General features: G+C 59.6%; 20 protein-coding genes and 2 tRNA genes. 5 read left to right on the forward strand and 17 right to left on the reverse strand.

From position 1 onward, the window contains the following. Positions 1–27: 27 nt before the first annotated feature. From pdxA to NZ960_02095, 3 genes are read left to right on the forward strand one after another with little or no spacing between them, the layout of a single operon-like run. Positions 28–1,065 carry a 4-hydroxythreonine-4-phosphate dehydrogenase PdxA gene (pdxA, locus tag NZ960_02085; GenBank protein MCS7176406.1) on the forward strand — a complete coding sequence of 346 codons (1,038 nt, stop codon included), beginning with the start codon at positions 28–30 and terminating at the stop codon, positions 1,063–1,065. Continuing rightward, a complete protein-coding gene (mtnA, locus tag NZ960_02090) occupies positions 1,062–2,180 on the forward strand; it encodes an S-methyl-5-thioribose-1-phosphate isomerase (protein MCS7176407.1) in 1,119 nt (372 codons plus the stop codon). Before pdxA ends, mtnA begins: the two co-directional genes overlap by 4 nt. After that, the gene (locus tag NZ960_02095; protein MCS7176408.1) at positions 2,149–2,853 is read left to right on the forward strand and encodes a class II aldolase/adducin family protein; all 705 of its coding nucleotides are present in this window, start codon (positions 2,149–2,151) and stop codon (positions 2,851–2,853) included. Before mtnA ends, NZ960_02095 begins: the two co-directional genes overlap by 32 nt. Here the strand turns inward: NZ960_02095 and NZ960_02100 are convergent. From NZ960_02100 to NZ960_02135, 8 genes are all read right to left on the reverse strand, one after another. Beyond that, on the reverse strand, positions 2,747–3,376 hold the full coding sequence (locus NZ960_02100) for a DUF3365 domain-containing protein (protein MCS7176409.1): 630 nt from the start codon (positions 3,374–3,376) through the stop codon (positions 2,747–2,749). The genes NZ960_02095 and NZ960_02100 overlap by 107 nt on opposite strands. Next, a complete protein-coding gene (locus tag NZ960_02105; GenBank protein ID MCS7176410.1) occupies positions 3,360–3,731 on the reverse strand; it encodes a DCC1-like thiol-disulfide oxidoreductase family protein in 372 nt (123 codons plus the stop codon). The genes NZ960_02100 and NZ960_02105 overlap by 17 nt, the downstream gene beginning before the upstream one ends. Continuing rightward, positions 3,701–4,888 (reverse strand): M20 family metallopeptidase, encoded by a 1,188-nt coding sequence (locus NZ960_02110; protein MCS7176411.1) that lies wholly within the window; start codon positions 4,886–4,888, stop codon positions 3,701–3,703. The genes NZ960_02105 and NZ960_02110 overlap by 31 nt, the downstream gene beginning before the upstream one ends. Then, a complete protein-coding gene (gene dapF / locus NZ960_02115; GenBank protein ID MCS7176412.1) occupies positions 4,885–5,724 on the reverse strand; it encodes a diaminopimelate epimerase in 840 nt (279 codons plus the stop codon). Before dapF ends, NZ960_02110 begins: the two co-directional genes overlap by 4 nt. A 1-nt stretch (position 5,725) precedes the next feature. Beyond that, positions 5,726–6,517: an inositol monophosphatase gene (locus tag NZ960_02120; protein ID MCS7176413.1), complete on the reverse strand. Its 792-nt coding sequence runs from the start codon at positions 6,515–6,517 to the stop codon at positions 5,726–5,728. Beyond that, positions 6,514–7,683 (reverse strand): MFS transporter, encoded by a 1,170-nt coding sequence (locus tag NZ960_02125; protein ID MCS7176414.1) that lies wholly within the window; start codon positions 7,681–7,683, stop codon positions 6,514–6,516. Before NZ960_02125 ends, NZ960_02120 begins: the two co-directional genes overlap by 4 nt. A gap of 55 nt (positions 7,684–7,738) precedes the next feature. Further along, positions 7,739–7,825 (reverse strand) — tRNA-Leu (locus NZ960_02130). Between the two features lies 1 nt (position 7,826). After that, positions 7,827–7,901: transfer RNA gene (locus NZ960_02135), tRNA-Val, on the reverse strand. 801 nt (positions 7,902–8,702) lie between these two features. Here NZ960_02135 and NZ960_02140 point away from each other — a divergent pair. Next, the gene (locus tag NZ960_02140) at positions 8,703–12,074 is read left to right on the forward strand and encodes a methylmalonyl-CoA mutase family protein (protein ID MCS7176415.1); all 3,372 of its coding nucleotides are present in this window, start codon (positions 8,703–8,705) and stop codon (positions 12,072–12,074) included. 341 nt (positions 12,075–12,415) lie between these two features. Here NZ960_02140 and NZ960_02145 read toward each other — a convergent pair whose 3' ends face one another. The 6 genes from NZ960_02145 to NZ960_02170 form a co-directional block, all read right to left on the reverse strand. Then, positions 12,416–13,108 (reverse strand): heme exporter protein CcmB, encoded by a 693-nt coding sequence (locus tag NZ960_02145; GenBank protein MCS7176416.1) that lies wholly within the window; start codon positions 13,106–13,108, stop codon positions 12,416–12,418. A gap of 70 nt (positions 13,109–13,178) precedes the next feature. Then, positions 13,179–14,063 carry a hypothetical protein gene (locus NZ960_02150; protein MCS7176417.1) on the reverse strand — a complete coding sequence of 295 codons (885 nt, stop codon included), beginning with the start codon at positions 14,061–14,063 and terminating at the stop codon, positions 13,179–13,181. An 80-nt stretch (positions 14,064–14,143) separates the two neighbouring features. Beyond that, complete coding sequence (locus NZ960_02155; GenBank protein ID MCS7176418.1) at positions 14,144–14,851, reverse strand: DUF1573 domain-containing protein; 708 nt, start codon at positions 14,849–14,851, stop codon at positions 14,144–14,146. Between the two features lie 55 nt (positions 14,852–14,906). Next, entirely contained in the window at positions 14,907–15,668 is a 762-nt protein-coding gene (locus NZ960_02160; protein MCS7176419.1) for a hypothetical protein, read from the reverse strand. Further along, positions 15,662–17,890, reverse strand: coding sequence for a hypothetical protein (locus tag NZ960_02165; protein ID MCS7176420.1), 2,229 nt, complete (start codon positions 17,888–17,890; stop codon positions 15,662–15,664). Before NZ960_02165 ends, NZ960_02160 begins: the two co-directional genes overlap by 7 nt. Next, the gene (locus NZ960_02170) at positions 17,874–18,899 is read right to left on the reverse strand and encodes an aspartate-semialdehyde dehydrogenase (protein ID MCS7176421.1); all 1,026 of its coding nucleotides are present in this window, start codon (positions 18,897–18,899) and stop codon (positions 17,874–17,876) included. Before NZ960_02170 ends, NZ960_02165 begins: the two co-directional genes overlap by 17 nt. An 89-nt stretch (positions 18,900–18,988) precedes the next feature. Here NZ960_02170 and NZ960_02175 point away from each other — a divergent pair, with 89 nt between their 5' ends. Then, positions 18,989–19,795, forward strand: coding sequence for a carbon-nitrogen hydrolase (locus NZ960_02175; GenBank protein ID MCS7176422.1), 807 nt, complete (start codon positions 18,989–18,991; stop codon positions 19,793–19,795). On the opposite strand, the gene NZ960_02180 is transcribed toward NZ960_02175, so the two are convergent. The 3 genes from NZ960_02180 to NZ960_02190 are packed head-to-tail and all read right to left on the reverse strand — an operon-like array spanning position 19,790 to position 23,698. Further along, positions 19,790–21,337: a carboxypeptidase M32 gene (locus NZ960_02180; GenBank protein ID MCS7176423.1), complete on the reverse strand. Its 1,548-nt coding sequence runs from the start codon at positions 21,335–21,337 to the stop codon at positions 19,790–19,792. The genes NZ960_02175 and NZ960_02180 overlap by 6 nt on opposite strands. Before the next feature lie 7 nt (positions 21,338–21,344). Continuing rightward, positions 21,345–23,312 carry a protein-disulfide reductase DsbD family protein gene (locus tag NZ960_02185; protein ID MCS7176424.1) on the reverse strand — a complete coding sequence of 656 codons (1,968 nt, stop codon included), beginning with the start codon at positions 23,310–23,312 and terminating at the stop codon, positions 21,345–21,347. Further along, complete coding sequence (locus tag NZ960_02190) at positions 23,282–23,698, reverse strand: hypothetical protein (GenBank protein ID MCS7176425.1); 417 nt, start codon at positions 23,696–23,698, stop codon at positions 23,282–23,284. Before NZ960_02190 ends, NZ960_02185 begins: the two co-directional genes overlap by 31 nt. Positions 23,699–23,753 lie beyond the last annotated feature (55 nt).

Here is a 23,753-nt window from a genome sequence, read left to right on the forward strand (position 1 = left end):
TTGCCTGGGCACAGGGAGGTAAGGGCGATGCGGATTGTTTGCACGATTGGAGACTGCAACGGTGTCGGATTGGAGGTCTGGGTGAAGGCCCTGGCGGAGGCACAGCGCCATTCGAAGGTCTTCGGCACCCGATGGGCCCTCATTGCCCATCCGAGGTCGGTGGCAGAGTACGTCGATGGATGTTGTCTATCGGTCAAGCTCCAGCAAGGGAGCTTGCAGATAGGACGCCTCACGGTGGAGCTAATTCCTTGCCAGACGTACGCCCCCGTTCGTTGGGGCTACCCTGATCCGCTGGCAGCCCGCCAAGCATGGGAAGCGCTGGCAACCGCGCTAGAGTTAGCTCGGAGTGGGCAGGCCGATGCCATTGTTACGCTGCCGATCACGAAGCACCTCATGAACGAGATTGGCTGGCGCTTCCCAGGCCAGACGGAGTATCTGGCTCACCCTTATCCGAACCGTACTCCGACGATGCTCTTCGTTGCGGGTTCTCTACGGGTGGCTCTCTTGACAACCCATGTCCCGCTGCGGCGAGTCCACAGCATGGTGACGCCAGAAGCCTTCTCTGCCTTCGTGCAGCGCCTCCACGATGGGCTCTCCGTAGACTTTGGCCTACGAGAGCCCAAGATAGCGCTCTTGGGGCTCAATCCCCATGCTGGCGAGAGTAGCAGGCTAGGGAATGAGGAGCGGATGCTTCAGCCTGCCATAGAGAAGCTGCGTCGTGCTGGGTATGTTGTGGACGGTCCTTTTGCTGCCGATAGCTTCTTTGCGCGCCAGCGCTGGAAGGAGTACGACGTCACCGTGGCGATGTACCACGACCAGGGACTTATCCCCTTTAAGCTGCTAGCTCGCGGCCGTGGGGTCAACGTAACGCTCGGACTTCCGTTCGTCCGTACGTCGCCTGACCACGGCACTGCGTACGATATTGCAGGCAAAGGGATTGCCGACCACCGCAGCATGTACCACGCTCTACTCCTCAGCTTGGAGCTGGCACAACGGCGCCGTGCTCACGGCTTGCACCCTCGTAGGAGAGATATTGCCCCGGTCCGCGAGGCCTCCCTGGCATGATAGTGAACGGGGTGCCATACCGCACAATCTGGCGACAGCGCGAGGGGGTCATTGCTCTCATTGATCAGCGCTTCCTCCCACATCGCTTCGTGGTGGAGGAGGTGCACACGGTGGAGGAGATGGCGCGGGCGATCCGGGAGATGCACATCCGCGGCGCAATTGCCCTCGGCGCTGCTGCTGCGTATGGGCTGGAATTGGCTGCCGTTTCGGCTCCGGACGACCAGCTCCGGAAGGCTCTCCAGCGAGCAGCAACAGTACTGCGGCAAACACGTCCAACAGCCGTTAACATTGCCTGGGCAGTAGCAACGGTTATGGCGGCTGTAGATGGCGTAGAACAGCCGCAGGAGCTCCGCTTTCGGCTCCTTCAGGTGGTGGATGCGTTGGTAGAAGCAGAGGTGGACCGCTGTCGTCGTATTGGGGAACATGGCGCTCGGCTCCTCCAGCAGCTTGCAGAACAGCGGGGTGGTAAACCGCTCAACATCCTGACCCACTGCAATGCTGGCTGGTTAGGGTGCGTTGACTACGGCACGGCCCTAGCCCCTGTCTACGTTGCTGCTGAAGCGGGCACTCCGCTTCATGTCTGGGTGAGCGAGACACGTCCCCGAAACCAGGGAGCGGCGCTGACGGCCTGGGAGCTCCAGCAGCAGGGTATCCCTTACACGATTGTCGTCGACAGCGCCTGCGGGCACCTAGTGCAGCGAGGGATGGTTGATGTTGCTATCGTTGGGGCCGATCGCATCAGCCGACGAGGTGACACAGCCAACAAAATTGGGACTTACCTCAAGGCACTGGCGTGCCATCGGTATGGGGTACCGTTCTACGTGGCTGCTCCGAGCTCCTCTGTGGATTGGGGACTGAGCGACGGTCTGCAGGCGATCCCAATTGAGGAGCGCTCTCCGGACGAGGTGTTGACTACCAGTGGTTGGGACGGCAATGGGATTGCGACGGTTCGCATAGCGCCTGAAGGAGCGCCAGCGTGGAACCCAGCCTTTGACGTCACCCCAGCAGAGCTGATCACGGGCTTCATTACTGAGCATGGCGTCATTCAGCCGACGGAAGCCGCACTAGAAGCACTGGCCAGGAATGCCGATGTACGCGTCGGAGGGGACCGTTAAGTTCGAGTACGAATGGGAGCGGCTTCCACTCCCCGAATCCCCGCGGCTACGAGAACTCTGCCGGTGGCGAAACCTCCTCTTTCGGTACGGGCTCATCGGGGCAGATTCCGCTGGCGTAGGCTATGGGAACGTGAGCATCCGCTGCGGTGAAGGTGCACACTTCCTGATTACGGGCAACGGTACAGGCGGGATCGCAGAGCTAACGGCTGAGGGATGTTCGGAAGTCGCGGAGGTAGACATTCACCGGAATTTCCTGCGCTGTCGTGGCTTAGTCCGTGCCTCTTCGGAGAGCCTGAGCCATGCAGCGCTCTACCTTAGCTCCCCAACCATCGGAGCGGTCGTCCATGCCCATCATCGCACTCTCTGGGAGCGGCTCTTTGGGATCTGCCCAACGACAGATCCAGCCATACCGTACGGGACTCCCGAGCTAGCACTGGCGCTTATGAGGCTTGTGGTCGAGCATCGGCTTGAAAGGCACGGGCTCATCGTTATGGGTGGCCACAAGGATGGCCTCCTGAGCTTTGGCAGTACATTACAGGAAGCCGTGCAAATACTGCTCCAGCAGCTTACAGAGCTGCCGACACCAGTGCCTTCGGTACCCGGATGCTTAGAGCACCCCGGACATCTCCCACCCGGAAACCCCGTGCCTTGTCCTCAGGATAGCGCTCACTGAGGAGCTGAGCCACAGAGCTAGGGATTTGCTCAGGGCTGCCATGGCACATCAGGCAGAGCTCTGACTGGAGGAGGATAGGGCGGAGAAGGCGAACGTCGCTCTCGTGGTAGACGACAACCACTGTATCCAGCGATCGACCTTCACTCCGCCAACGTTGGAACTGCTCTATCCATGCAGCTTCCAGGCTATCCGGGCGGTTCTGTGGATTGCGCCATCGCAATGCTGTCCGGCGGATGGAGATGCCGTGCTGCTGAGCAAACGATGCCGTGAACCGCTGAGCCGTATCAGCACAAATGCGCACAGCAGCCTCCGGTCCCTGCTGCAGAGCTTGCAGCAGTAGGGCCTGCATCCGCCGAAGGAAGGCTCGGCCCACGGCGTCCAGAGAGTCAGGAGTCCATCGCACTTGTTGCGGCGTGGACATCTCGCGCGCTTGTTGCTGCCACCATATGACACCGAGGACGAGGCCAAAGACGAGGAGAACGACCAAACCGACAACTAGACTCTGCTCACTCCAACGAGCCATGGCTACATGCTCCTCGTGTGTGCGACGTCCGTCCGAAGAGTCGGTATCGATGCTGGGCTACCCAGCGATAACAAGCGTTTCGGAATGGCGGAGGTAGCACGCGCAACAGCCATGCCCATACACGGAAGCCACCGCCTAAGTACTGCAGCAGCACAGAGAGGGCTTCCGCAGCCTCGAAGCGTTGGCCACCATACTCCACGACCACAGCATCGGAACCTTCTGGCAACGGCATGACCCGTAACGGAAGTCCGCGGCGTGCTGCACGACGGTGTATCCACTGCCCGAGTCCAGAACAGAAGCTGCAGGCACTGTCTATCCGCAGCGTCAGCCCCTCAGCGTCTCCAGTGCGTTCCATGCAACCGCTGCCAGCAGCGCAGCACCTATCGGGAGAGCCTCTTCGCTCGGCGCGAAGGACGGATGATGCAGACCTGGCATTGCCTCAAGCTCCGGTGGGCGTACCCCGAGCAGCCAGAAGGCCGAAGGGAAGCGCTGGCTGTAGTAAGCGAAATCCTCAGCCCACATGACGGGCTGGAACGGTACGACTGCAGAGGGCCCTAGGATGGTGGCTGCTGCTTGGCGCACCAGTTCAGTTGCCAACTCGTGGTTGACCAGTGCAGGGTAACCACGCCGCACTTCTAGGGTTGCCTGGACTGCATGTAGGGCAGTGATAGCAGAGGTAGCCCGCTGGAGCTGCTGCAGTGTCTGCTGACGCCACACTTCGTCAAAACTTCGCAGCGTGCCCTGGAGGCGCACCTCCGTTGGGATGATGTTCGTTGCGGTCCCGCCGTGGATTGCCGTGATGGAGAGTACCGCCGGCAGGAATGGGTCGCGGCGCCGGCTAATGAGGGTCTGCAGATGGAGGATGAGCTCAGCTGCAGTGACGATAGGGTCTCCTGTCCGATGTGGTTGAGCGGCGTGTCCTCCGCTCGACTTCAGCGTCCAGAAGAGCTCATCGGTTGCTGCGAAAATTGGGCCTGCAGCAATAGCGAGTTGGCCGACGGCCAATTCCGGATACACATGCTGCCCAAACACAGCAACAGGGGCTGGGTCCTCCAGGGCCCCTTCAGCTAAGAGGAGGGAGGCCCCGCCAGGGAGCTGCTCCTCGCCAGGCTGGAAAATGAGCAGTACGCTCCCAGGAAGCTCAGCCTCGCACTCCTTCAGCAGTGCTGCCGCTCCCAGCAACATTGCTGTGTGCATGTCGTGCCCGCAAGCATGCATGACGCCGGGCTGCTGCGAGGCAAATGGGAGGTCGGTGGCTTCCTCTATCGGTAGGGCGTCAATATCCGCTCGGAGAGCGACACAGGGGTTGCCAGACCCCAAGAGGCCAATCGTGCCTGTTTCTGCGGCCGTCCGGAAGGGGATTCCCAAGGCTTGGAGCTGTTGTCGGATGTAGGCAGCAGTTTGGTGCTCTTGGAACGAGAGCTCAGGGTGCTGGTGTAACCATCGCCGATGGTGTTGGAGCTCGCCAAAGAGTGCTTCTGCTCGCTGCCGGAAGGCTTGTGCTTTCTTCACTCTTCCTCCTCCAGCGACACTTCAACGGTGTCCTTCCCCAAGACCTGGACGCTACCCTCCAGGAAGACAGCGCGGAGCTGCTCTGCGGCCTCACCTTCCCAGTCAACCACTAACGGAACACGGCTCCGTGGAATCAGCTCAACCGGGGGCAAGGCCTCGCCACGGAACCATGCAGTAAGGGCGACCGCTATAGCTGCCGTACCACATGCTTGGGTTTCACGTTCGACTCCGCGCTCGTATGTCCGGATTCGGAGCTTGCCGCCCTCCGCTGGGGCATATACGCTGACGTTGACACCAGCGGGAGCAAAGCGCGGATGGTACCGCAATTGGCGGCCTAAGGCTTCCATGTCTACCGACTCGAGGCTCTCACCTGCGGAGGTAGCGGTTAGCTCCGAGAGGGGGAGGACTGCATGTGGAGACCCCGTATCTACGAACCAAAGGTGCAGTGTTCTCTCGGGAAGCTCCACGGACAATGCTCGAGGCGGTACAGGTGGTGGCCCTAACCGGAGGCGGATGCCTTTGTCAGTCGCCGTGGCTTCAATTTCTTGTCCGGCAAAGAGTAGCTGCACAGAGGGCCGCTGTTGGTCCATAGCGACAGCTGCGGCACAGCAGGCTCCGTTCCCACACAGCATTCCGGTGGAGCCATCGGGGTTGAAGTAGTGGACTGGAATACGGCCGTTCGCATCGGGCTGCCCCACGAGCAAGAGCCCATCGGTCCACTGGCAGAGCTGGCGTGCCAGCCGTCGCCATACCGGGAGAGGCAAACGGCGACGCCGTTCTCGCACGAGAGTAAACGTGTTTCCCGCTCCAGAGACGTACGTGACGGAGATCAGCATCTCAGTCTTGCAGCACCCGTAGCATCTGCTCGTGGAGTTGTCCATTGCTGGCTACGATGGAGGACCGAGGTTCTAAACGATGGGCTGTCCCGTCATAGTGCGTCACCCGACCTCCGGCCTCCTGCACTAAGAGGATGCCAGCGGCGACATCCCACGGCTGGAGAGCGACCTCCCAGAAGCCGTCGAAGCGGCCAGCGGCAACGTATGCTAGGTCGAGGGCTGCTGATCCTAGCCGTCGGACTGGTATTCCAAGGTGAAGGAAACGCAGGAAGTGCTCCATGCAGTTACCCGGGTTGTCAGCAACGTTGTAAGGAAAGCCCGTCACGAGGATGGCGTCCTCTATCTGAGTAGTCTGCGAAACATGGAGGCGTTCGCCGTTGAGCCATGCTCCTTCGCCGCGAATAGCCGTGAATAGCTCCCCCAGGAGGGGCTGGTAGATGACGCCACAGAGGACTTCCTGTTCGTAGAGCGCTGCGATACTGACGCAGAAGATAGGGATGCCATGCGCGAAGTTGACTGTTCCATCCAGTGGATCCACTAGCCACCAGAGCCGATGGTGCGCGCTACCGGAGTGTCCGCTCTCTTCGGCCCAGAATGCCGAGTCTGGAAAACGTCGTCGCAAGGACTCAACGATGAGTGCCTCCGCCCGTCGGTCGTAGTTCGTCACCAGGTTGTGGCGTCCATCCTTGCGCTCCACCACTAGAGAGGAGCCAAAGCCAGTACGGAGCAGCGCCCCTGCCTCTAGCGCTGCCTCCACCATGTTGGCGAGGAGCTCGTGGGCCGAGGGCTTCATGCCTGTACCCAGTGCATGCGGCGTTCCCTTACTCTCCACCCCGCAATTGCCAACAAGATAGCGGCAGTTGTAGCGGCTGCAACAATGCCCGGGGAGAGGAAGGAGATCACAAACCCTGCCACGATTGGGCCAGCAATGATGCCGGCAGAATAGAACACGTAGAGTAGCGCGAAGGCAGAACCACGCAGTGATGCTGGGGCATGTTCAGCTACCAGGACGTGGAGTGCTGGAAAGACCAGCCCGAAGCCGATTCCGTAGACCCCCATGGCTATGCCTAAACTCCAGAGTGGATGGAGCTTCCACAGCACTGCTAGGCAAGCTGCAATTAGCCCTAACCCAAGCAGAGCACGCTCTAACGGTTGCCCGCGCCGAAAGAGCGCCATAATCGGAACAGACACGAGTGCCATCCAGCCCAAGAGCTGGCCTGCGGTTGCCGTTGTGTAGCCGCGTTCCACCAGTAAGAGTGGCAGAGTGTACGCCAGCGTCCCCATGCAGAAAGTGAACGACGCTGTCAGCGAGTATGTGACTACAAGCAAGGGGACGCGGAGGACTGTTAGAGGTTGGGGCAATTTAGACTTGGCCCTGAGGACAAGAGTCTCGGGCACGAACTGCCAAACGAGGAGTGCTGCCAGTGCCATCAGTACAGCAACACTCGCGAAGAGAACGGGTGCTCCAAAGTGCTGGGCTAGGATGCCACCAATGGGCGGAGCTACGATCGCTGCCAGTCCTATGGTAGCTCCAGCATAGCCCATGGCTTTTACCCGTTGCCCTCCAGCTTGCTCACCAATCAGCGCGAAGAGGGCTGGTAGGGAAAAAGCTCCAAGGACTCCATGGAGGACACGTAGGCTAGCGAGCCACCACACGGATGGAAGAGCGCCATAGAGTCCTAACACCACGGATGTCCCTATGAGGCTCGCCACGAGCGGCCGCTTTCGGCCAAATGTATCAGCAACGTAGCCACCTGCCACCTGTGTTAGAAGCCCCACAAGCGAGTACGTGCTCATGACGAGCCCAATCTGCCATGCTTCGGCCCCTATCCCACGGAGGTAGACGGGCAAGACTGGGAGCATGGCGAAGGTGTCGAAGAAGCTGGCGAAGATTGCAACTGCTAACGCCCAGCGTTCTGCTATCCGCTGCCCGCAGTCGGGGTGCAGGGAGGAAGGCATACACTCTGTGAGGCTCGAAGCACTCCGGGAGGGTCGGCGTAGATCGGTCTCCCTGTGCAGGAGGTGGGAGTCGAACCCACACGGGGTTTTCAGCCCCACCGGATTTTGAGTCCGGCGCGTCTGCCAGTTCCGCCACTCCTGCGTGGGCAGAGGGAGAGTCGAACTCCCGACCTCTTGCTTGTAAGGCAAGCGCTCTGGACCACCTGAGCTATCTGCCCACTGTGCGCAAATTTACAAAGCTTTCTGCGAGCACCTCTGACATGGATAGCTGCTGCAGAGACGGCCCTTCTCAAACTTGGCGCATGCTCAAGCTTTGAGCGGCAGATGTTCACAATACTAGCAGGCACTGCTGCGGCCAAAGGTAGTGCAGTTGTGGAGTAACCGTATTGCTCAGGGTGCAAGCTCGGGGGCGAGCTGCTGTATGAGGGGGATAGGGTGGTTCGGGTAGTGCCCTGTTAAGGCACAGGCAAGCTCTATGCCTACCCTTCTGTGCGATGTTGGCCACGTGGTGTCTAGCCATAGCCATGGGTATCCTCGGCGTCATAGCTGCGTGAGCACATGGGCTCGGCGTATTGGTGTGGCATTCTCCTGCATGACGTGGCATGGGCTTCTGTTCTCGGCCGTGCTAGGCATTCCCGCGTCAATTAGGGGCAGGGCGAACTGGCGGAGGCTTCTAGGAGGCTTGCGGGATAGAAGACAGCACAGCGTGAGGCTCTGTCGAGTGTTGAAGCCACTGACCGAGAGGGTGGCAGTATTGCGAGGAAGCAGGCCGAGGGGTAGGCCCGGGGCTTCGAGGAACATGTCCAGGTGCAAGCAAGAAGTTTCCAGGTGCAAGCAAGAAGTTTGAAGAGCCCGCATCTGGAGAGTTGGATTTCGTTTAGCAGCGGTGTTAGATGCCAGGCGGTTCAATATGCTGACGGGGGCTCACAGCGTACGACTCCCTGTGTCGGACAGCCACCACAAGTTAAGGGAAATTCGTCCACAATCTCCAGCAAGGTAACGAGCACGAGAGGCGTGACATGGCGGAGCGTGTATCGCCTTACCGTCCGGGCAATCGGATTCGGATCGTGACGGCTGCTTCCCTCTTCGATGGGCACGATGCTGCCATCAACATTATGCGCCGCATCATGCAGGCAACGGGTGCAGAGGTCATCCACCTTGGACACAACCGTTCGGCGCAGGAGATCGTTGAGGCAGCCATCCAGGAGTACACGCAGGGAATCGCTGTGACGAGCTATCAAGGCGGCCACATGGAGTTTTTCACGTACATGTACGACCTCTTACGTGAGCGGGGAGCTGGGCACATCAAAATCTTCGGTGGCGGTGGTGGCACGATCCTACCGTCGGAGATTCAAGAGCTGCATCGTTACGGCATTGCCCGCATCTACCATCCCGATGACGGTCGGGCGATGGGACTGCAGGGCATGATCAACGATGTGCTCCAAAAGTGTGATTTCTTGCCGCCGCTGACGTACAACGGTGATCTCCTCAGCTTCGTGCTCAAGGGAGACACCTTGGCCATAGCACAGGCTATCACGCTAGTGGAGGAGTATCCTGAGCTGGCACCAGACTTCCTTCAGGAACTCCGCCGCCACTTACCGTTGCGGCGAATCCCAGTGCTGGGCATCACTGGTACGGGCGGTTCTGGGAAGTCTTCCCTCACCGACGAGTTGGTGCGCCGTTTCCTCTTGGACTTCCCTGAGAAGCGGGTGGCTATCTTGTCCGTAGACCCTTCAAAGCGCAAGAGCGGAGGGGCTCTGTTAGGGGATCGGATTCGTATGAACATCGCTAGCCATCCCCATGTGTACATGCGTTCGTTTGCAACGCGCGAGGCTAACGTGGCACTCAATCGGAATGTACGGGCTGCTATTGACATTGTCAAAGCTGCAGGGTTTGATCTGATCGTGGTGGAGACCGCTGGCATTGGGCAGAGCGACACGAGCGTGGTGGACATCGCTGACGTGACGCTCTACGTGATGACTCCCGAGTACGGAGCTCCGAGCCAGTTGGAGAAGATAGACATGATCGACTACGCCGACCTCATCGCCATCAACAAGTTTGACCGCTTCGGGGCTCAGGATGCGTTGCGAGATGTCCGCAAGCAGTATCAGAGGAGCCATGGGCTCTGGGGACAGCCGCTCGACTCTATGCCTGTTATTGGGACGATTGCCTCGCAGTTCAATGACCCGGGGGTGAATGCACTCTATGCGCTGCTCGTTCGCAAGATCGCGGAGAAGCTGCAGTTAGACTGGAGACCCCACTTGGACCTCCGATATGAGCTGACAAGGAAGATCGAGATCATCCCCGCTAACCGCCGAGGATACTTGGGTGAGATCGTGGAGACGGTGGAGCGTTACAATCGCTTCGTAGAAGAACAAGCAGCTCTTGCCTCACGCCTGTACCAGCTCCACGGCGCCCTTGAGCACGCGCGGCAGAAGGGGTACGCCGTGGATGAGCTAGAGCGGGAGTTCAACGAGCTGTGGGAGCAGCTCGATCCACACTGCCGGACCATCTTGCAGACGTGGGAGGAGAAACTGCAGCGGTACCGCCAGCCGGAATTCTCGTACACAGTGCGCGGACGCGAGATTCGGGTACCGAACTTCACAGAGAGTCTGAGCCATCTGAAGATTCCTAAGGTTGCCCTACCCCGTTACCGCGACTGGGGCGACATCCTTCGCTGGGCACTTCAAGAGAACTTCCCAGGAGAGTTCCCCTATACGGCTGGAGTCTACCCCTTCAAGCGACAGTTCGAGGAGCCTACTCGGATGTTCGCAGGTGAAGGGACCCCTGAACGGACGAATCGACGCTTCCATTACCTGAGCTACGGCATGCAGGCAGCACGGTTGAGTACGGCCTTTGACTCGGTGACGCTCTACGGCGAGGACCCCGACTATCGGCCCGATATCTATGGCAAGATTGGGAACTCAGGGGTTAGCGTCGCTACTGTGGATGATGCCAAGAAGCTCTACTCTGGCTTTGACCTCTGCGCGCCGAACACCTCCGTTTCCATGACTATCAACGGCCCGGCGCCAATGATTCTGGCGATGTTCTTCAATGCCGCGATCGACCAGCAATGCGAGAAGTACATCCTCCAGGAGGGACTGCGTGAGGAGGTGGAGCGCCGGATAGAGGAGCTCTATGCCAGCTATGGCCTGCCGCGACCGGTCTACCAAGGCCGACTGCCCGAAGGACATAACGGGTTAGGTCTCCTCCTGCTAGGCGTCAGCGGAGACGAAGTCTTGCCGCGAGAGGTCTACGAGAAGATCAAGGCCGACACCCTGCGCGTCATTCGTGGCACTGTCCAGGCAGACATCCTCAAGGAGGACCAGGCGCAGAACACCTGCATCTTCTCCACCGAGTTTGCCCTTCGTCTCATGGGCGACGTGCAGGAATACTTTGTCAAAAACCGGATTCGCAACTTCTACTCGGTCTCCATCTCTGGCTACCACATTGCCGAAGCGGGGGCAAATCCGATTACGCAATTGGCTTTCACGCTGGCGAATGCGTTCACCTACGTGGAGTACTACCTCAGCCGGGGCATGCACATCGATGAGTTTGCGCCGAATCTGTCGTTCTTCTTCAGCAACGGGATGGATCCCGAGTACACTGTTATCGGGCGGGTTGCCCGGCGCATCTGGGCAAAGGTCATCCGCTACAAGTACGGAGGCAATGAGCGCTCGCAGATGCTGAAGTACCACATCCAGACCTCTGGGCGCTCACTCCACGCACAGGAGATTGCCTTCAATGATATCCGCACCACTCTCCAGGCACTCTATGCAATCGCTGACAACTGTAACTCCCTCCACACAAACGCCTACGACGAGGCTATCACTACGCCGACAGAGGAGTCAGTGCGCCGAGCGGTTGCTATCCAGCTCATCATCAACAAGGAGCTGGGCTTGACCAAGAACGAGAACCCGTGGCAAGGCTCCTTCTTCATCGAGGAGCTCACGGATGCTGTCGAGAAGGCCGTGCTAGAGGAGTTCCGGCGACTCCACGAACGTGGGGGTGTCCTCGGAGCTATGGAGCTCATGTACCAGCGGGCAAAGATCCAAGAGGAATCGCTCTACTGCGAGCAGCTCAAGCACTCTGGCGAGCTGCCTATCATTGGTGTCAACACATTCTTGGGCAAGGACGGCTCTCCGACGATCATCCCAGCGGAGGTCGTTCGCTCCACTCCAGAAGAGAAAGAGCAGCAGATCGCGAACCTCCGTGCCTTCTGGCAGCGGAACGCCGATCGTGCTCCCGCAGCGCTAGAGCGGGTCAAGCGGGCAGCCATTCGCGGAGAGAATGTCTTTGCAGAGCTCATGGAGGCAGTCAAGGTCTGTTCCCTGGGCCAGTTGACACACGCTCTCTACGAAGTCGGTGGACAGTATCGCCGGAATATGTAAGGTGCTTCGGGGAGCCTCCTGGCGGACCCTTTCGTTCCTGGCCCGGTAGGTGCATGAATCTGCAGGGGGTGCATAAGGGAGGGGACTGTATAGGTGCTGCCAGTATTTGGTAGAGATTGCTCTGGTGTCCTCGACCCAGGCGGAGATACAGGTTGATGCAATGGTCGGCACGGCAAGCAAGGCGCTGCTCTGAGTGCAAGTGTAGTCGTGCAGTTGCTCACTACAGCCACCAGATAGCGGAGAACGTGGATTCAGCATCTTGCCGCTTCTGGTGGGGCTGTGCGGGCTATGCGTCGTATGGGTCTGCCTCAAGCTGCGGGTAGGTAGTCTCCCTGCCGGGACTACTCTTGCCACACCCACTCAGAGAGCCAGAACCCAAGGACACTGAGGATCCCGCCGTACGCAATCAGTAGGCGCAGTGGTGGCATGATCCCTTCCCATGTTGGGTCTCGGAGCGCTGCAAGGGTACCGTTGATGCCGAAGAGGAGGATGGGAATGAGAATTGGCAGAGCAACGATAGGCAGCAACATCCCTCGATGCTGAGCGGCTGCAAGGAGGGCCGAAAGGAGCGTCAAAGCTGCTGCAAACCCGAATGCGGCAACAAGGAGGAGGATGACTAGCCCAGCGGCATTAGCTATTGGTGGCGTGCGGAGAAAGGAGGCAAGGAGTGCATAGCTAGTGATGCTGGCTACTATGCCGAAGAGACTATTGGCTATCAGCTTGCCCCAGTACAAGGCTGCTGCAGAAGTGAGACTCCGCAGGAGGACATAGGTTCCCCGCTCTGCTTCTGCAATGAAGCTCCTGCTGAGGGTCGGACTCAGGACAAAGAAGAAGGCAAGCCACAGTAGAGCGGCGAACAGTTCACCCGATAGCTCCACTCCTTGGAGCGACAGAGCTAGGATGAAGCTCACCGACACAACGGAGAGGAATGTTAGAGCGAGGCCCACCCGCTGACGGAATTCGCTCCGAAACTCTTTCTCCACGACGGCCAAGAGCCGTCGTATGGGGCTGTACAGCACTGGTGATGGCTCCATCAGCCCGACACCGTAGACATTTCGCAGGCCTTTCGTTCGCGGAGGCCAGACGGTTCCCGGAGTGTTACTACTACAGCGGCGTCCAGGTGATGTTGGCAACGGGGACCGCGTACGGGTAGCCGAACCAGAACACTCCGAAATCCAGCGCTAACACGGAGTTGGAGAGCCGGACTCCAACGAGCAGTCCAGTTCGCGAAGGGCTGCGGATGTCGCTATTCCAGAGTTCTGCTAGGAAGTGTAGGTCCCGTCGGGCGAGTGGCCGAACTTCCAGGCCAACGCCAAGCCCGACAGCACCAGTGGCATACCCAAAGGTGACCGATCCCCAAGATCCTGTACGGACGGTGAGGATGTCATCACCAGCGACCTTCCCAAAGATGATCCCACTGATGCACGAGCGCTCGCCTCGGAAGCTAGCAAGGGTGTAGAGGTGTAGGATTTGGTGTCGTGCCGTAAGGGAGCTCACCTGGGCTCCAACAGCAATAGTGACGTAGCTGATGGAGTTGGTGGTACGCAGGAGCGTGAACTTTGTATTCAGCGCCCACAGCTGTTCAGCCATCGGAACTCTTGGGAGCAGCGTGTGGGCTGCTACGATGGAGAGCCAGTCCTGGAATCCTAAACCGCCATAGAGTGCGAAGAGTCCGGCCAATCCGACGAAGGAGTTCCCATCAACCGGCTCGGCTGTCGGCTGAATGAAGATGCGGTGGGAGTGCCGGTAGGCAGCGTGGAGAGGCTTAAGCTCGGCGATCTCACGGCGTGCGATAGTTGCCACACCGATTAAAGTCCGAAATCGCCAGGCGGGGAGACTGTCAGCTATGAGAGCCTCGCCGAGGAAAGTCCCCTCTAGGAGATCGCCATTGATGAGCCGTATCAGGTAGCGATGTCCCTCCGCTGGTGACTGGGCGAAAGCTGCAACGCAAATCGAGGTGGTAGCGGCAATCGATAGCAGTCTGCGCATTGCATTGATCTCTAAGAAAACGGGCAGGTGTAGCCTCTGTCCCGCACCTGCCCGATGCCTTCGGCAGTGACCCGCCAGTGTTATCGTGGGATAAACACTGGCGAGCTAGCCTCAAGCACGTTCCCGTACACCGGGATCTCCAGTGTCGGGTACTCTGGGTGCGATGTCTTCATGCGCACCATTGCGCTGTAGTAGCCCTTTTGGGTAGGCATGACACGGGCGACCAACTCTACTTGCTCTCCAGGCTTCAGCACCGTGTTGTTCTTCAAGTTCAGCGAGAGCCCCGGCGTTGTCTCGATGTCGTAGAGGCGTACTTCCTGCTGCGACATGTTCTTCAGCGTCAGTGTTGCCTTCGCCTCTTGGCCAACGCGCATGTCTACGAAGACGAAGTACTGAGCTGGAATGAAAGCCAACGGACGTACAATCTCAGCCTTGAGCCACAGGGTCCTCGTGGGTGCTGAGGGGTCGTTAGAGACGATGGAAATAGTCCTGGTGACAGGACCCGTCGAGCCGCCAATCCGTAGCGTTACGTCCATGGTGGCTGTCTCGCCTGGTTTCAGCTCGGTCTTATCCAGTGGCGCAGCCGTGCAGCCACAGGCGGGCTGGACGCGCTCAATCTTCAACACCTCGGTGCCGACGTTTTTCAGCGTGATCTTGGCTCGCAAAGGATCATCCTTGGGGCCTACTTTGCCCCAGTCGTAGGTGTCACCACCAACGATCTCCAACTTCGGTTGGGACCAGAGGAGAGTGCTCACGAAGAGGAGGCCAAGCCCTATACGCCTAACCATCGGTGTCCTCCTGTTGTGGGACTGCTGCAGAGATGGTGACGTAGCCATGTCAGCCTTAGTGTTCGGTCAGGCCCCAGAGTACGGCTGTCATCACCCCAATCTCGTACCGCTGCCACGCGGCCGTCTGTAGGAGGCTTATGAGCGACGTGCCGACGAAGACACTGGGCGAGAGATAGAGCGGTGAGAAGCGTGCTAACGGGAGATCGTAGCCGACCCGAAGGCGGAGTCCGACGCCGTACGGGCGGAAGGTGGTCTGTGTGCTCTGTCCAAGGCGCCGTTCACGGCTTGGGGGGAGGGTGCGGAAGAAGAAGTCTTCGGGTCTGCGGACGACTTCCCATTGCTCCTCACTCATCCTCCACTGTAAGGCAGCCCAGCCGCTGGCCCCGATCCAGAGCCATCGGTAGAGTTGGCGTTTCCAGGTAACTTCGGCCCGTAAGGCGAGTAGCCGGAGGCGGAGTTGGAACTCGGTCTCAAGCAGGCGTCCATCGGCTAAAGGGAGAGGCTGGGCTGGAGCAGCAAGAGTGAGCGTAGCATGCTCTACGCTGAGAGCACCCTGGAGGGAACTCTCCGGCCAGAGCCAGAACTCAGTCAGAGCCGTAGCGCTAAGCCCTGCACCAGCCCCACTCCGGTACGTTGCGCAGGTCCATCCTCCCTCAATGGCCTGGAGCGTAGTCGTACTAGGAAGGAGAGCAAGGGAGCTGCCAGCGCCAAGGAACCATCGGGGCGCCGCTATGGGTAGCCGCGGTGAGAGCTCCCAGGGGAAGCCTTGGGCAGAAGCAGCCAGAGGCAGTAGCAGTGCCAACAGCAGCACTACCATTCCACGATGAGTGGGTGCGTCTGGACGACGTCCCCAAAGTGCAAGCGGCAGTGGTAGTATCCCGGTGGCAACGATCGCAGTGAGTAGCGTTCGACGTGTATCCCAGCCCGGCGCCAGCCATGGTAGAGTGTCGCCACATGCATTCCAGCAGCGTTGAAGAGAGCCAACTCTACAGGCCCCTCCACTGGGAGCTCGTACACCACTTCCACCATATCGGCAGAAGGGTTGGGAAAGAGCTCTAGCCGAAGGCTTCCCTCGGGCAAGAGCTTTGCCTCCAGGCCGCAGACGGAGTCCAGCATCACTCGGCCACCTGCAGCACTCAGGGTCCAGAACTCAGGACAGAGGGTATCACCCAAAAGTCCGCGCTGGAGGGAGACCTCAGTGCTCATGCGCCTGCCCAGGAAGACTCGGAAACCGAGCTCAAGGAGCGTGGAGCGATGCCGTAGCGACCCATACGGCTGGTAGGCATGGACGGAGAGGACTCCGGGCTGAAGCTCACCGATGCGGGCAATCTGTGCCCCTTCTAGAGCTGTTCCCTCGGTCCGCCATGTCTCCCACCGCAGCAGGCTGGGATCGTAGCTGAGGACGAGCTGGCATTGATGGGCGTTCTCGGGTATGGTGTCCACTTCCAGTCGGAGCCAGATTCTGCTTCCTGGCTTAGCGCGGAGTACTGGGAGATGGAGCGAGACTGGTATGGGAGCGACTGCAAGGAGCCGTATGGGTACGGAGACAAGGGGACGTCCAGGCACGTTCGTGCGTACGTACAGCGTATCCCGGAACTCACCAGCCGACGGTGGTTGCACGAGTGCCCGGAGCTCTGTCCGCTCGCCTGGGTGTAGGAGCAGCGGGAGGGATAGGGTCTGCAAGGAAATGGCCTGCCCTGTAGCGAGCCACGCTGTGTCAATCTTGAGGACGTCCGTGCCGGTGTTGCCGAGCTGCAGGCGGTGCTCCTGGACCCTCGGGCACCGTGAGGACCAGGGGAACCAGAGCTCCAAGACTCTGGGAGAGAGCTGGAGCCGTGGGCCAATGCCGACACCTCGGAGTACGAGATGCCATTGGCGGGCTGACCATGGTACTCCGAAGCTGCGGGAGCCTAGGTCGCTCGTGAGGACATATGTGGCCTCGGCGAGCCCTGCCGTATGGGGCCAGAAGACAAGTTCTACCTGGAGCTCTTCCTGTGGTCTAATCCCCACCGGTGGGAAAGGGGTAGGAACAGCCAGAAAGGCTCCGTTCGCCTCTGGGGTGAGGGGAAGGAGTGTGTCCTGAGCATGGTAGCGGTAGTTGCCTTCGTTCCGGAGCTGGAGCCGTACGAACGCGGTGCCTCCTATCCGCACGTTGCCGAAGGAGATGGTGTCACCGCGGAGCTGTACCCCTGGGGAAGCATCCTGGATCTCCCAGTGCCAGTGGTGGACGACACCAAAGCCGGTGATTAGGGCAATTGCGCTCCGCTCGTTCGAGGCAACTGGGTATGGTCGGTAGAGGCAGCGTACCTCAATTGTGTCGGGTCCGGGGTCTTGGGGGCAATACCGGAGTCGAAGTCCGAGCTGTAGAGAACGAGCAGGGACGAGCAGCTCGGTAGAGTCGATCTGGAGCTCAGCCCCTATAGGATAGCTCCGGTAGCGCGTCTCCAGCCGTATCCGGACGAAGGTATCAATTGCCGTCGGCGGTGGTGGGGTCAAAGAGAGCTGGAGCGTTAGCTGCAAGGGTTTCTGGGCTCCGACGAAGACGCTATCGGCTGCAAGGAGTGGTGGGAGAAATTCCGCTTGGAGCTCTGTCTTGAAGGCTCGGAGCACGAAGGTATCGGCAGCAATGATAGCTGGGGCGTGGGGAGTACGTAGGCCAAGGAGCAGCGACGCCTGCTTGAGACCGAGAGGATAGAGCTCTGGGTATGCCCGGAAGCGAATCCATATCCGCTGCGTCTGCCACGGGGGGACAACAACGGGGAAAATGGTCTGGGGCTCAAACTCCAAGTAGTCGTATGAGTCCTCGCCCTGACCTGGAAGGCGCTCAATCGAGAAGTACGGCTGGACGGGGGCTGCGAGCAGGACCGTGTCTTGAGAGAAGTTGAGAATCGTCACAGAGCGGAGTACTGCCCAGCCCACGAAGGTTGTGCCGAAGTCTAGGGTATCCAATTCCGGCCGCTGGGGATCAATGACGATGCGGGGCTGCCCCAACAGCAGCGTAGCTCCGCACAGCAGCAGGACACTAGTCTGCAGCTTCATGCTCGTGGTGGGAGGGACTGACAGGTCTGAGGCCACAGAGGAGCTCGGCAATCTGGACGGCATTCGTAGCTGCGCCTTTGCGAAGGTTGTCGGCGACGATCCAGCAGCACAGCCCCGACGGGACCGAATCGTCAATCCGCAGGCGTCCTACGAAGACTTCATCCCGTCCGGCAACTATGCGGGGATGGGGATAGAGGTGGGATTCTGGGTCGTCCACCAGCACGACTCCCGGCTGTTGACTCAGGAGAGCCCGGAGCTCCGGCAGCGTAAAGGGTTCCGAGGTTTCAGCCCAGACGGCTTCGGCATGTCCACCTATGGTTGGTAACCGGACGCAGGTGGCACTGATTGGTAGGGTCGGAAGCTGGAGAATGCGGCGCGTCTCGGCAACGATCTTGCGTTCCTCTTCGCTCCAGCCGTCGGCTCCTATAGGGTGAAAGGCAGTGGTGAAGGCAATTCCCCTCGGGGCAACCTTATGCGGTGGGTCCATGCCAGCCAGCTCAGCATAGAGCTGGTCTAGTCCCTTCTGCCCCGCCCCGCTGATGGACTGGTACGTTGCCACCGCAACGCGGCGAAGTCCCCATTGTCGCGCGATCGGTGCCAACACAACCACGAGCTGGATGGTGGCACAGTTGGGATTTGCGATAACACCGCTGTGCTCTGCTAGGTCTTCTGGGTTGACCTCTGGGACGACGAGCGGTACTCGCGGGTCGTGACGCCAGGCACTGCTGTTGTCCACGACGAGGCAGTCCAGAGCAGCAACATTCCAGGCATGCTCTCGGCTTAGGGCCGATCCGGCAGACCATAGCGATAGCTCCATCCCACGGAGTCGCTCCGGAGCGAAGCTTTCTACAGGCACTTGCTCGCCGTTAAAGGTAAGGAGCTGTCCCACAGAGCGCTCCGAGGCGAAAAGGCGCAGCTCCCGCACCGGAAAGCGCCGTTCCTGGAGGACTTGCAGGATAGTGCGTCCAACAAGCCCCGTTGCACCAACTACGGCGATGCGGAATCCCATGGGCGTAAGGCGACGACGGCACAAAAATACGCTCTCCGCCCTGGAGCATCCCGGCTATATTTGTGACAGGCACCGGAAGCGCAATTCTGATGGCCTTGCTGCGGGTGGCCGTGGTACAATTCGCTCCTGTCCTTGGTGACGTTCAGCGCAATCTTGCCACCATTCTGGAGCTTCTGGATGCGGCGCAAGGAGCCGACGTTGTAGTTTTCCCCGAGCTAGCAACCTCAGGCTACTTCTTCCTTGCGCGGTGTGAAGTTGCTGCCGTAGCTGAGCCAGCAAATGGTCCTACGATAGAGCGGCTGCACCGCGAGGCCCAGCGGCGGCAGCAAGTGCTCGTCGTTGGTTTCCCGGAGTCTGCTCGGGACAAGCTCTACAACGCTGCGGCAGTGCTGCTGCCCAGAGCCACATCTGCCGTGGTCTATCGCAAGACGCACCTCTTCTACAAGGAGAAGCTCTGCTTCGATCCGGGCGATACTGGATTTGTCGTCGTTCCAGTGCCAGAACTGGGGGTCCGGATTGGGGTGATGATCTGCTACGACTGGCGCTTCCCAGAGGCAGCTCGCACGTTGGCTCTACAGGGAGCGGAGCTCATTGCCTGTCCCTCTAACTTGGTCACCTCTGCGTGGGAGAGGGTTATGCCAGTACGGGCGCTAGAGAACAGGGTCTACCTAGCTGTGGCTAACCGTACAGGTGTTGAGCAGCGTGAAGGCGAGGAACTGCACTTTCAGGGCAAGTCAGCCATCTACGGTCCGGAGGGAGAGATTTACTGCCGAGCCGGACCAGAGGAGCAGGCCGTACTCGTCGCAGAGCTTGAGATAGATCGAGCTCGCGACAAGACAATCGGTCCTTTTGGGGATATCTTCGCTGACCGGCGCCCAGAGTACTATCGACTATGACGGTTCTGCGTAAACGCGCTCGAGTTTTGCGGTGATGTAGTCCACGAAGTCGCGGATTGATAGCCCTTCGCCAGTGACCTCGGCAAGCAGCTCTTGAGGGGTCTTGAGGGCACCAGCAGAGTAGATGTTTCGGCGGAGCCACTCTACGATTGGTCCAAAGGTGCCCTGGGCGATCAACTGCTCAACGTCAGGGAGCTCCTCCCGCAAGCGTTTCCAGAACATCGCCGCGTACAGCTTGCCCAAGGTGTAGCAAGGGAAGTATCCGAAGTCCCCCAGCGACCAGTGGATGTCCTGCAGGCAGCCGGTGCGGTCATCGGGTGGGCGTAATCCTAAAAGCTCCTCCATGCCTGCATTCCAGGCTTCGGGGATGTCTCTGACTTGCAGCTCTTCGGTGATGAGCGCAACCTCTAGGCGGAAGCGGAGGAGGATGTGGAAATGGTATGTTACCTCGTCGGCCTCTATGCGAATGAGCGAGGGCTGGACGAAGTTGACCGTGCGGAAGAGCAGCTCTGGAGTTAGGTCAGCCCAAGGGGTGGAGAGCATACCGTTGAAGTGTCTCCGCCACAAGGGGGCGGCCCACTGGCAGAAGGCGAGACTGCGACCGATGATGTCCTCCCAAAACAGCGCCTGAGATTCGTGGATGGCCGTAGAGGCTCCATCGCCAGCGAAAGTGTCGGCTAGCTCCGGGGGAAGATTCTGGTCGTAGAGAGCGTGTCCCAGCTCATGGAGGAAGCTGTAGAGGCATGTCCGTGGGTCCTCTTCGTCGCAGCGGGTGGTAATTCGCACGTCCTCGGGGCCGAACATCGTGCAGAAGGGATGAGTGGCGTAGTCGATTCGACCCTGGTCTAACCTAAACCCGATCGCCTCGCAGATAGCACGGCCGAGCACGAATTGAGCCGCGCAAGGGGCAGGATGGAGGAAAGGCTGTGGCTGGGGACGGTTCTGGACCCAAGAGAGCAACTCACGCATGTTCTGGGCAACTTCCTCCAGCAGGTTCTGGAGTGTACTGGTGCGCATTCCAGGCTCATACAGCTCCAGAAGGGCGTCGTAGGGATGCTCGGCATAGCCGTAATGGCCTATCTGCTCGCGCTTCAGCTCTATGAGCTGGCGCAAGTACGGGGCGAAAAGTTGGAAGTCGTTCTCTTTTCGGGCGTATCGCCAGCTTTCCACGGCAAGGGCTCGGGTGTGGGCTAGCTCTACAGCTAGCCGTCGTGGAAGGGCACCGACGCGACGGAACTCCCGTAGGAAGAGGCGGGCCATCCGCTGGTCCGAGTCAGGGAGCTGAGGCAGAAGCTGCTGAAGGCGCTCAGCCAAGCGGCGAGCTCGTGAGCTGGTGAGCTCGCGGTACACAAGCTCTTCTAAAGTTGCTATGTGCTGGGCGCGACGCTCGGCAGCTCGGGATGGCATGTAGGTCTCCTGGTCCCACCCCAACAGCGCGAGCGCAGAGCGCAGATGCTGTACTGTCCGCATCAGCTCGCTAAGCTCCGCGCGAAGCCGCGTAAGCGTCCGCTGCTGGATACGGCCGGTTGCATGTGCCATCATTCGCGCTTCAGTAGAGGGACCCGACTCGATGCTGAAATGCTCTGCGGAGGAACGAGGCGAACTCATCCGGATCTCGAGTGAAGCCTGTCGTTGCGATTGTCCGTCCTGAAGGGGTCAAGATGGCGTAGAAAGGGAGCTCTATCGTCCCGAAGCGCTCTTGCTGGAGGCGCTTATTGGAGATGAAGGGCTCGGTGAGGCGATCCGTGAAGAGGCGTACCCGGACCATGCTGTCTAAGAGCGACCGGACCTGCGGTTTCGGGAAGATGTTGGTCTCCATCCATCGGCAATTGGTGCAGGTGAAGCCCGTAAAGTCTATGAAGACAGGGCGTCCGGAACGCTGTGCTTCGGCGAGGGCTGTCTCGAGGTTGTCGTACCACTCCAGTTCCTGGGACGTTGGAGCAAGTCTTGGCATAGAGAGCTGCGAGGGGTCCTTCCCTATGAGCTCGTGGTAGTCACGTGGGGGTAGGAATGCCTCGAGTTCACCCAAGGGCTTGTCCCATAGCCCTGTTGCCAGCCATATCGTGATGGTCCCGAAGAGAGTAGCTATGATGACACGCGCCGGTCCTACCTGCTCTATCGGCGTGTCATGGGGTAGGCGGAAGAACCCAAGGACATAGAGAGTGATGAAGGCCCCGCAAATGACCCAACTTGCGAGGAAGAGCTCTCGCGTGATGATGCCCCACCCCCACACTAAGTCGGCGTTGCTGAGGAATTTCACCGCTGCTGCCAACTCCAGGAATCCCATCACGACTTTGAGGTTGTTCATCCATGCTCCGGCTCGGGGTAGTCCGGCTATGGCCGCTGGGAAGAGCGCAAGCAGGAAGAAAGGAGCAGCGAACACAGCGGAGAACGCCGTCATTCCCAGCAGTGGATAGAACCATTCTCCAGCGGCAATTGCCACGAGAGCTGTGCCGACGAAGGGCATTGTGCAGGTGAAGGAGGTCAGCGAGAAGGTTAACCCCATGAGCAGCACGCCTACAGTGCCGTGCCGTTCCGATGCCTGGTGGAGTCGGTTCAGCAGCCTGGGGGGGAGCATCAGCTCGTAAGCGCCGAACAGGTTGAGTGCGAAGGCAACGAAGAGAGCAGCAATTCCTAGGTTGACCCACGGGTTCGTTGCAAACTCCTGAATGCCTGTTGCGCCAAACAGGAGGGAGAGTAGGAATCCTAAGCCGACGAATGTTGCCATGATGCCCAGTGCATACAGCAGGGCATCGCGTATGGCGCGCCGCCGATTCCGCTCTGCTCGCTTCGTGAAGAAGGAGACGGTGATGGGAATCATCGGGAAGACGCACGGCGTCAAGAGCGCAAAAGCTCCAGCACCGGCTGCAATGCTCAGCAGGAGCCAGATGTTCTGTGGTGCTGCCACCTTCGACTGCTCTGCTGGCGGAGCTGGACTTTGAGTCTGCGGTGCAGATGTTCGGTGCTCGAGGACAGAGGTAGCTTGTGGCGGTGGAGTAGAGGTATCCGAAGGGGCTGCCTCAACCGCAGCAGCTTCGACGACGAGCTCGATTGGCAAGCGGGCTTCTTCGGGCGGGAGGCAGCGGATGGAGTCACAGACCTGGTAGACTACAACCACCTGTGCTCCGTAGCGGCCCGGTTGTGGTGCCGTAATGCGAATGGGGAGGTGGAAGAGGACACTGCCTGTGTAGTACTCCACCTCCATCTGGAAGCCCTCGTCATACTTACGTTGTGGGCGAGGGGCGCGGATTCTTCCTACCAACTCCACCACAGAGGCTGGAGCGACGCTCAATCGCAAGGGCTCTGGACCTATCCCGTCAGCGTTGACCTGTGGGGTGAGGCTGTAGGTATACCAGCCGGGCTTCAACTGTAGTCGAACGGTAATCGAGGCCGTGTCGCCGGCGGGCCGGCGCAGGACGGGCGGGGAGACGCTAAGCTCTACCGGAGAATTTGACTGCGCAGCAGAGCAGAGTGCGCTCACAAGTCCTATGGCGAGCAATCGCAGGGGGGATCGCATAGCTGGAGTTCTCGCAGCATTGGCACGATCGTCTCCTCTGCGCCGAGCTGCTGGGCAAAGTAATGCAGGATGATTGCCGCGTCGCGGAGGGGATGGAGACTGTAGAGTTGGCCTTGCAACTGGGCTCTAGCTCCTCCCTGGAGACGCGCTGCTGCCTGGCGGACATGCTCCGGTAGCCGGCTGTCGCTTGCGAGTTCCCGGAGGTTCTGCCCGACGTGGGTGCCGTACGATGGGTAACCCAGCTGTGGCAGTGCCTGTACCAACCATGCGACCGCACGTCGAGCGCAGACTCTTGCCTTCCCCTCATTTCCCTCCTGTAGGGCCTTGGAGCTAGTTTCCAGCTCCCAACGGAGCTGCAGTAGCAGCGTCTCCGGTAAGGGCTGCATAGCGTTTAGCCTTTACTAAATTGCAAACTTAGCAACCAGAGGCGTTGTTCAACGG

Origin of the sequence: Candidatus Kapaibacterium sp., from assembly GCA_025059875.1 — a bacterium.
Lineage (GTDB): Bacteria > Bacteroidota > Ignavibacteria > Kapaibacteriales > HRBIN21 > HRBIN21.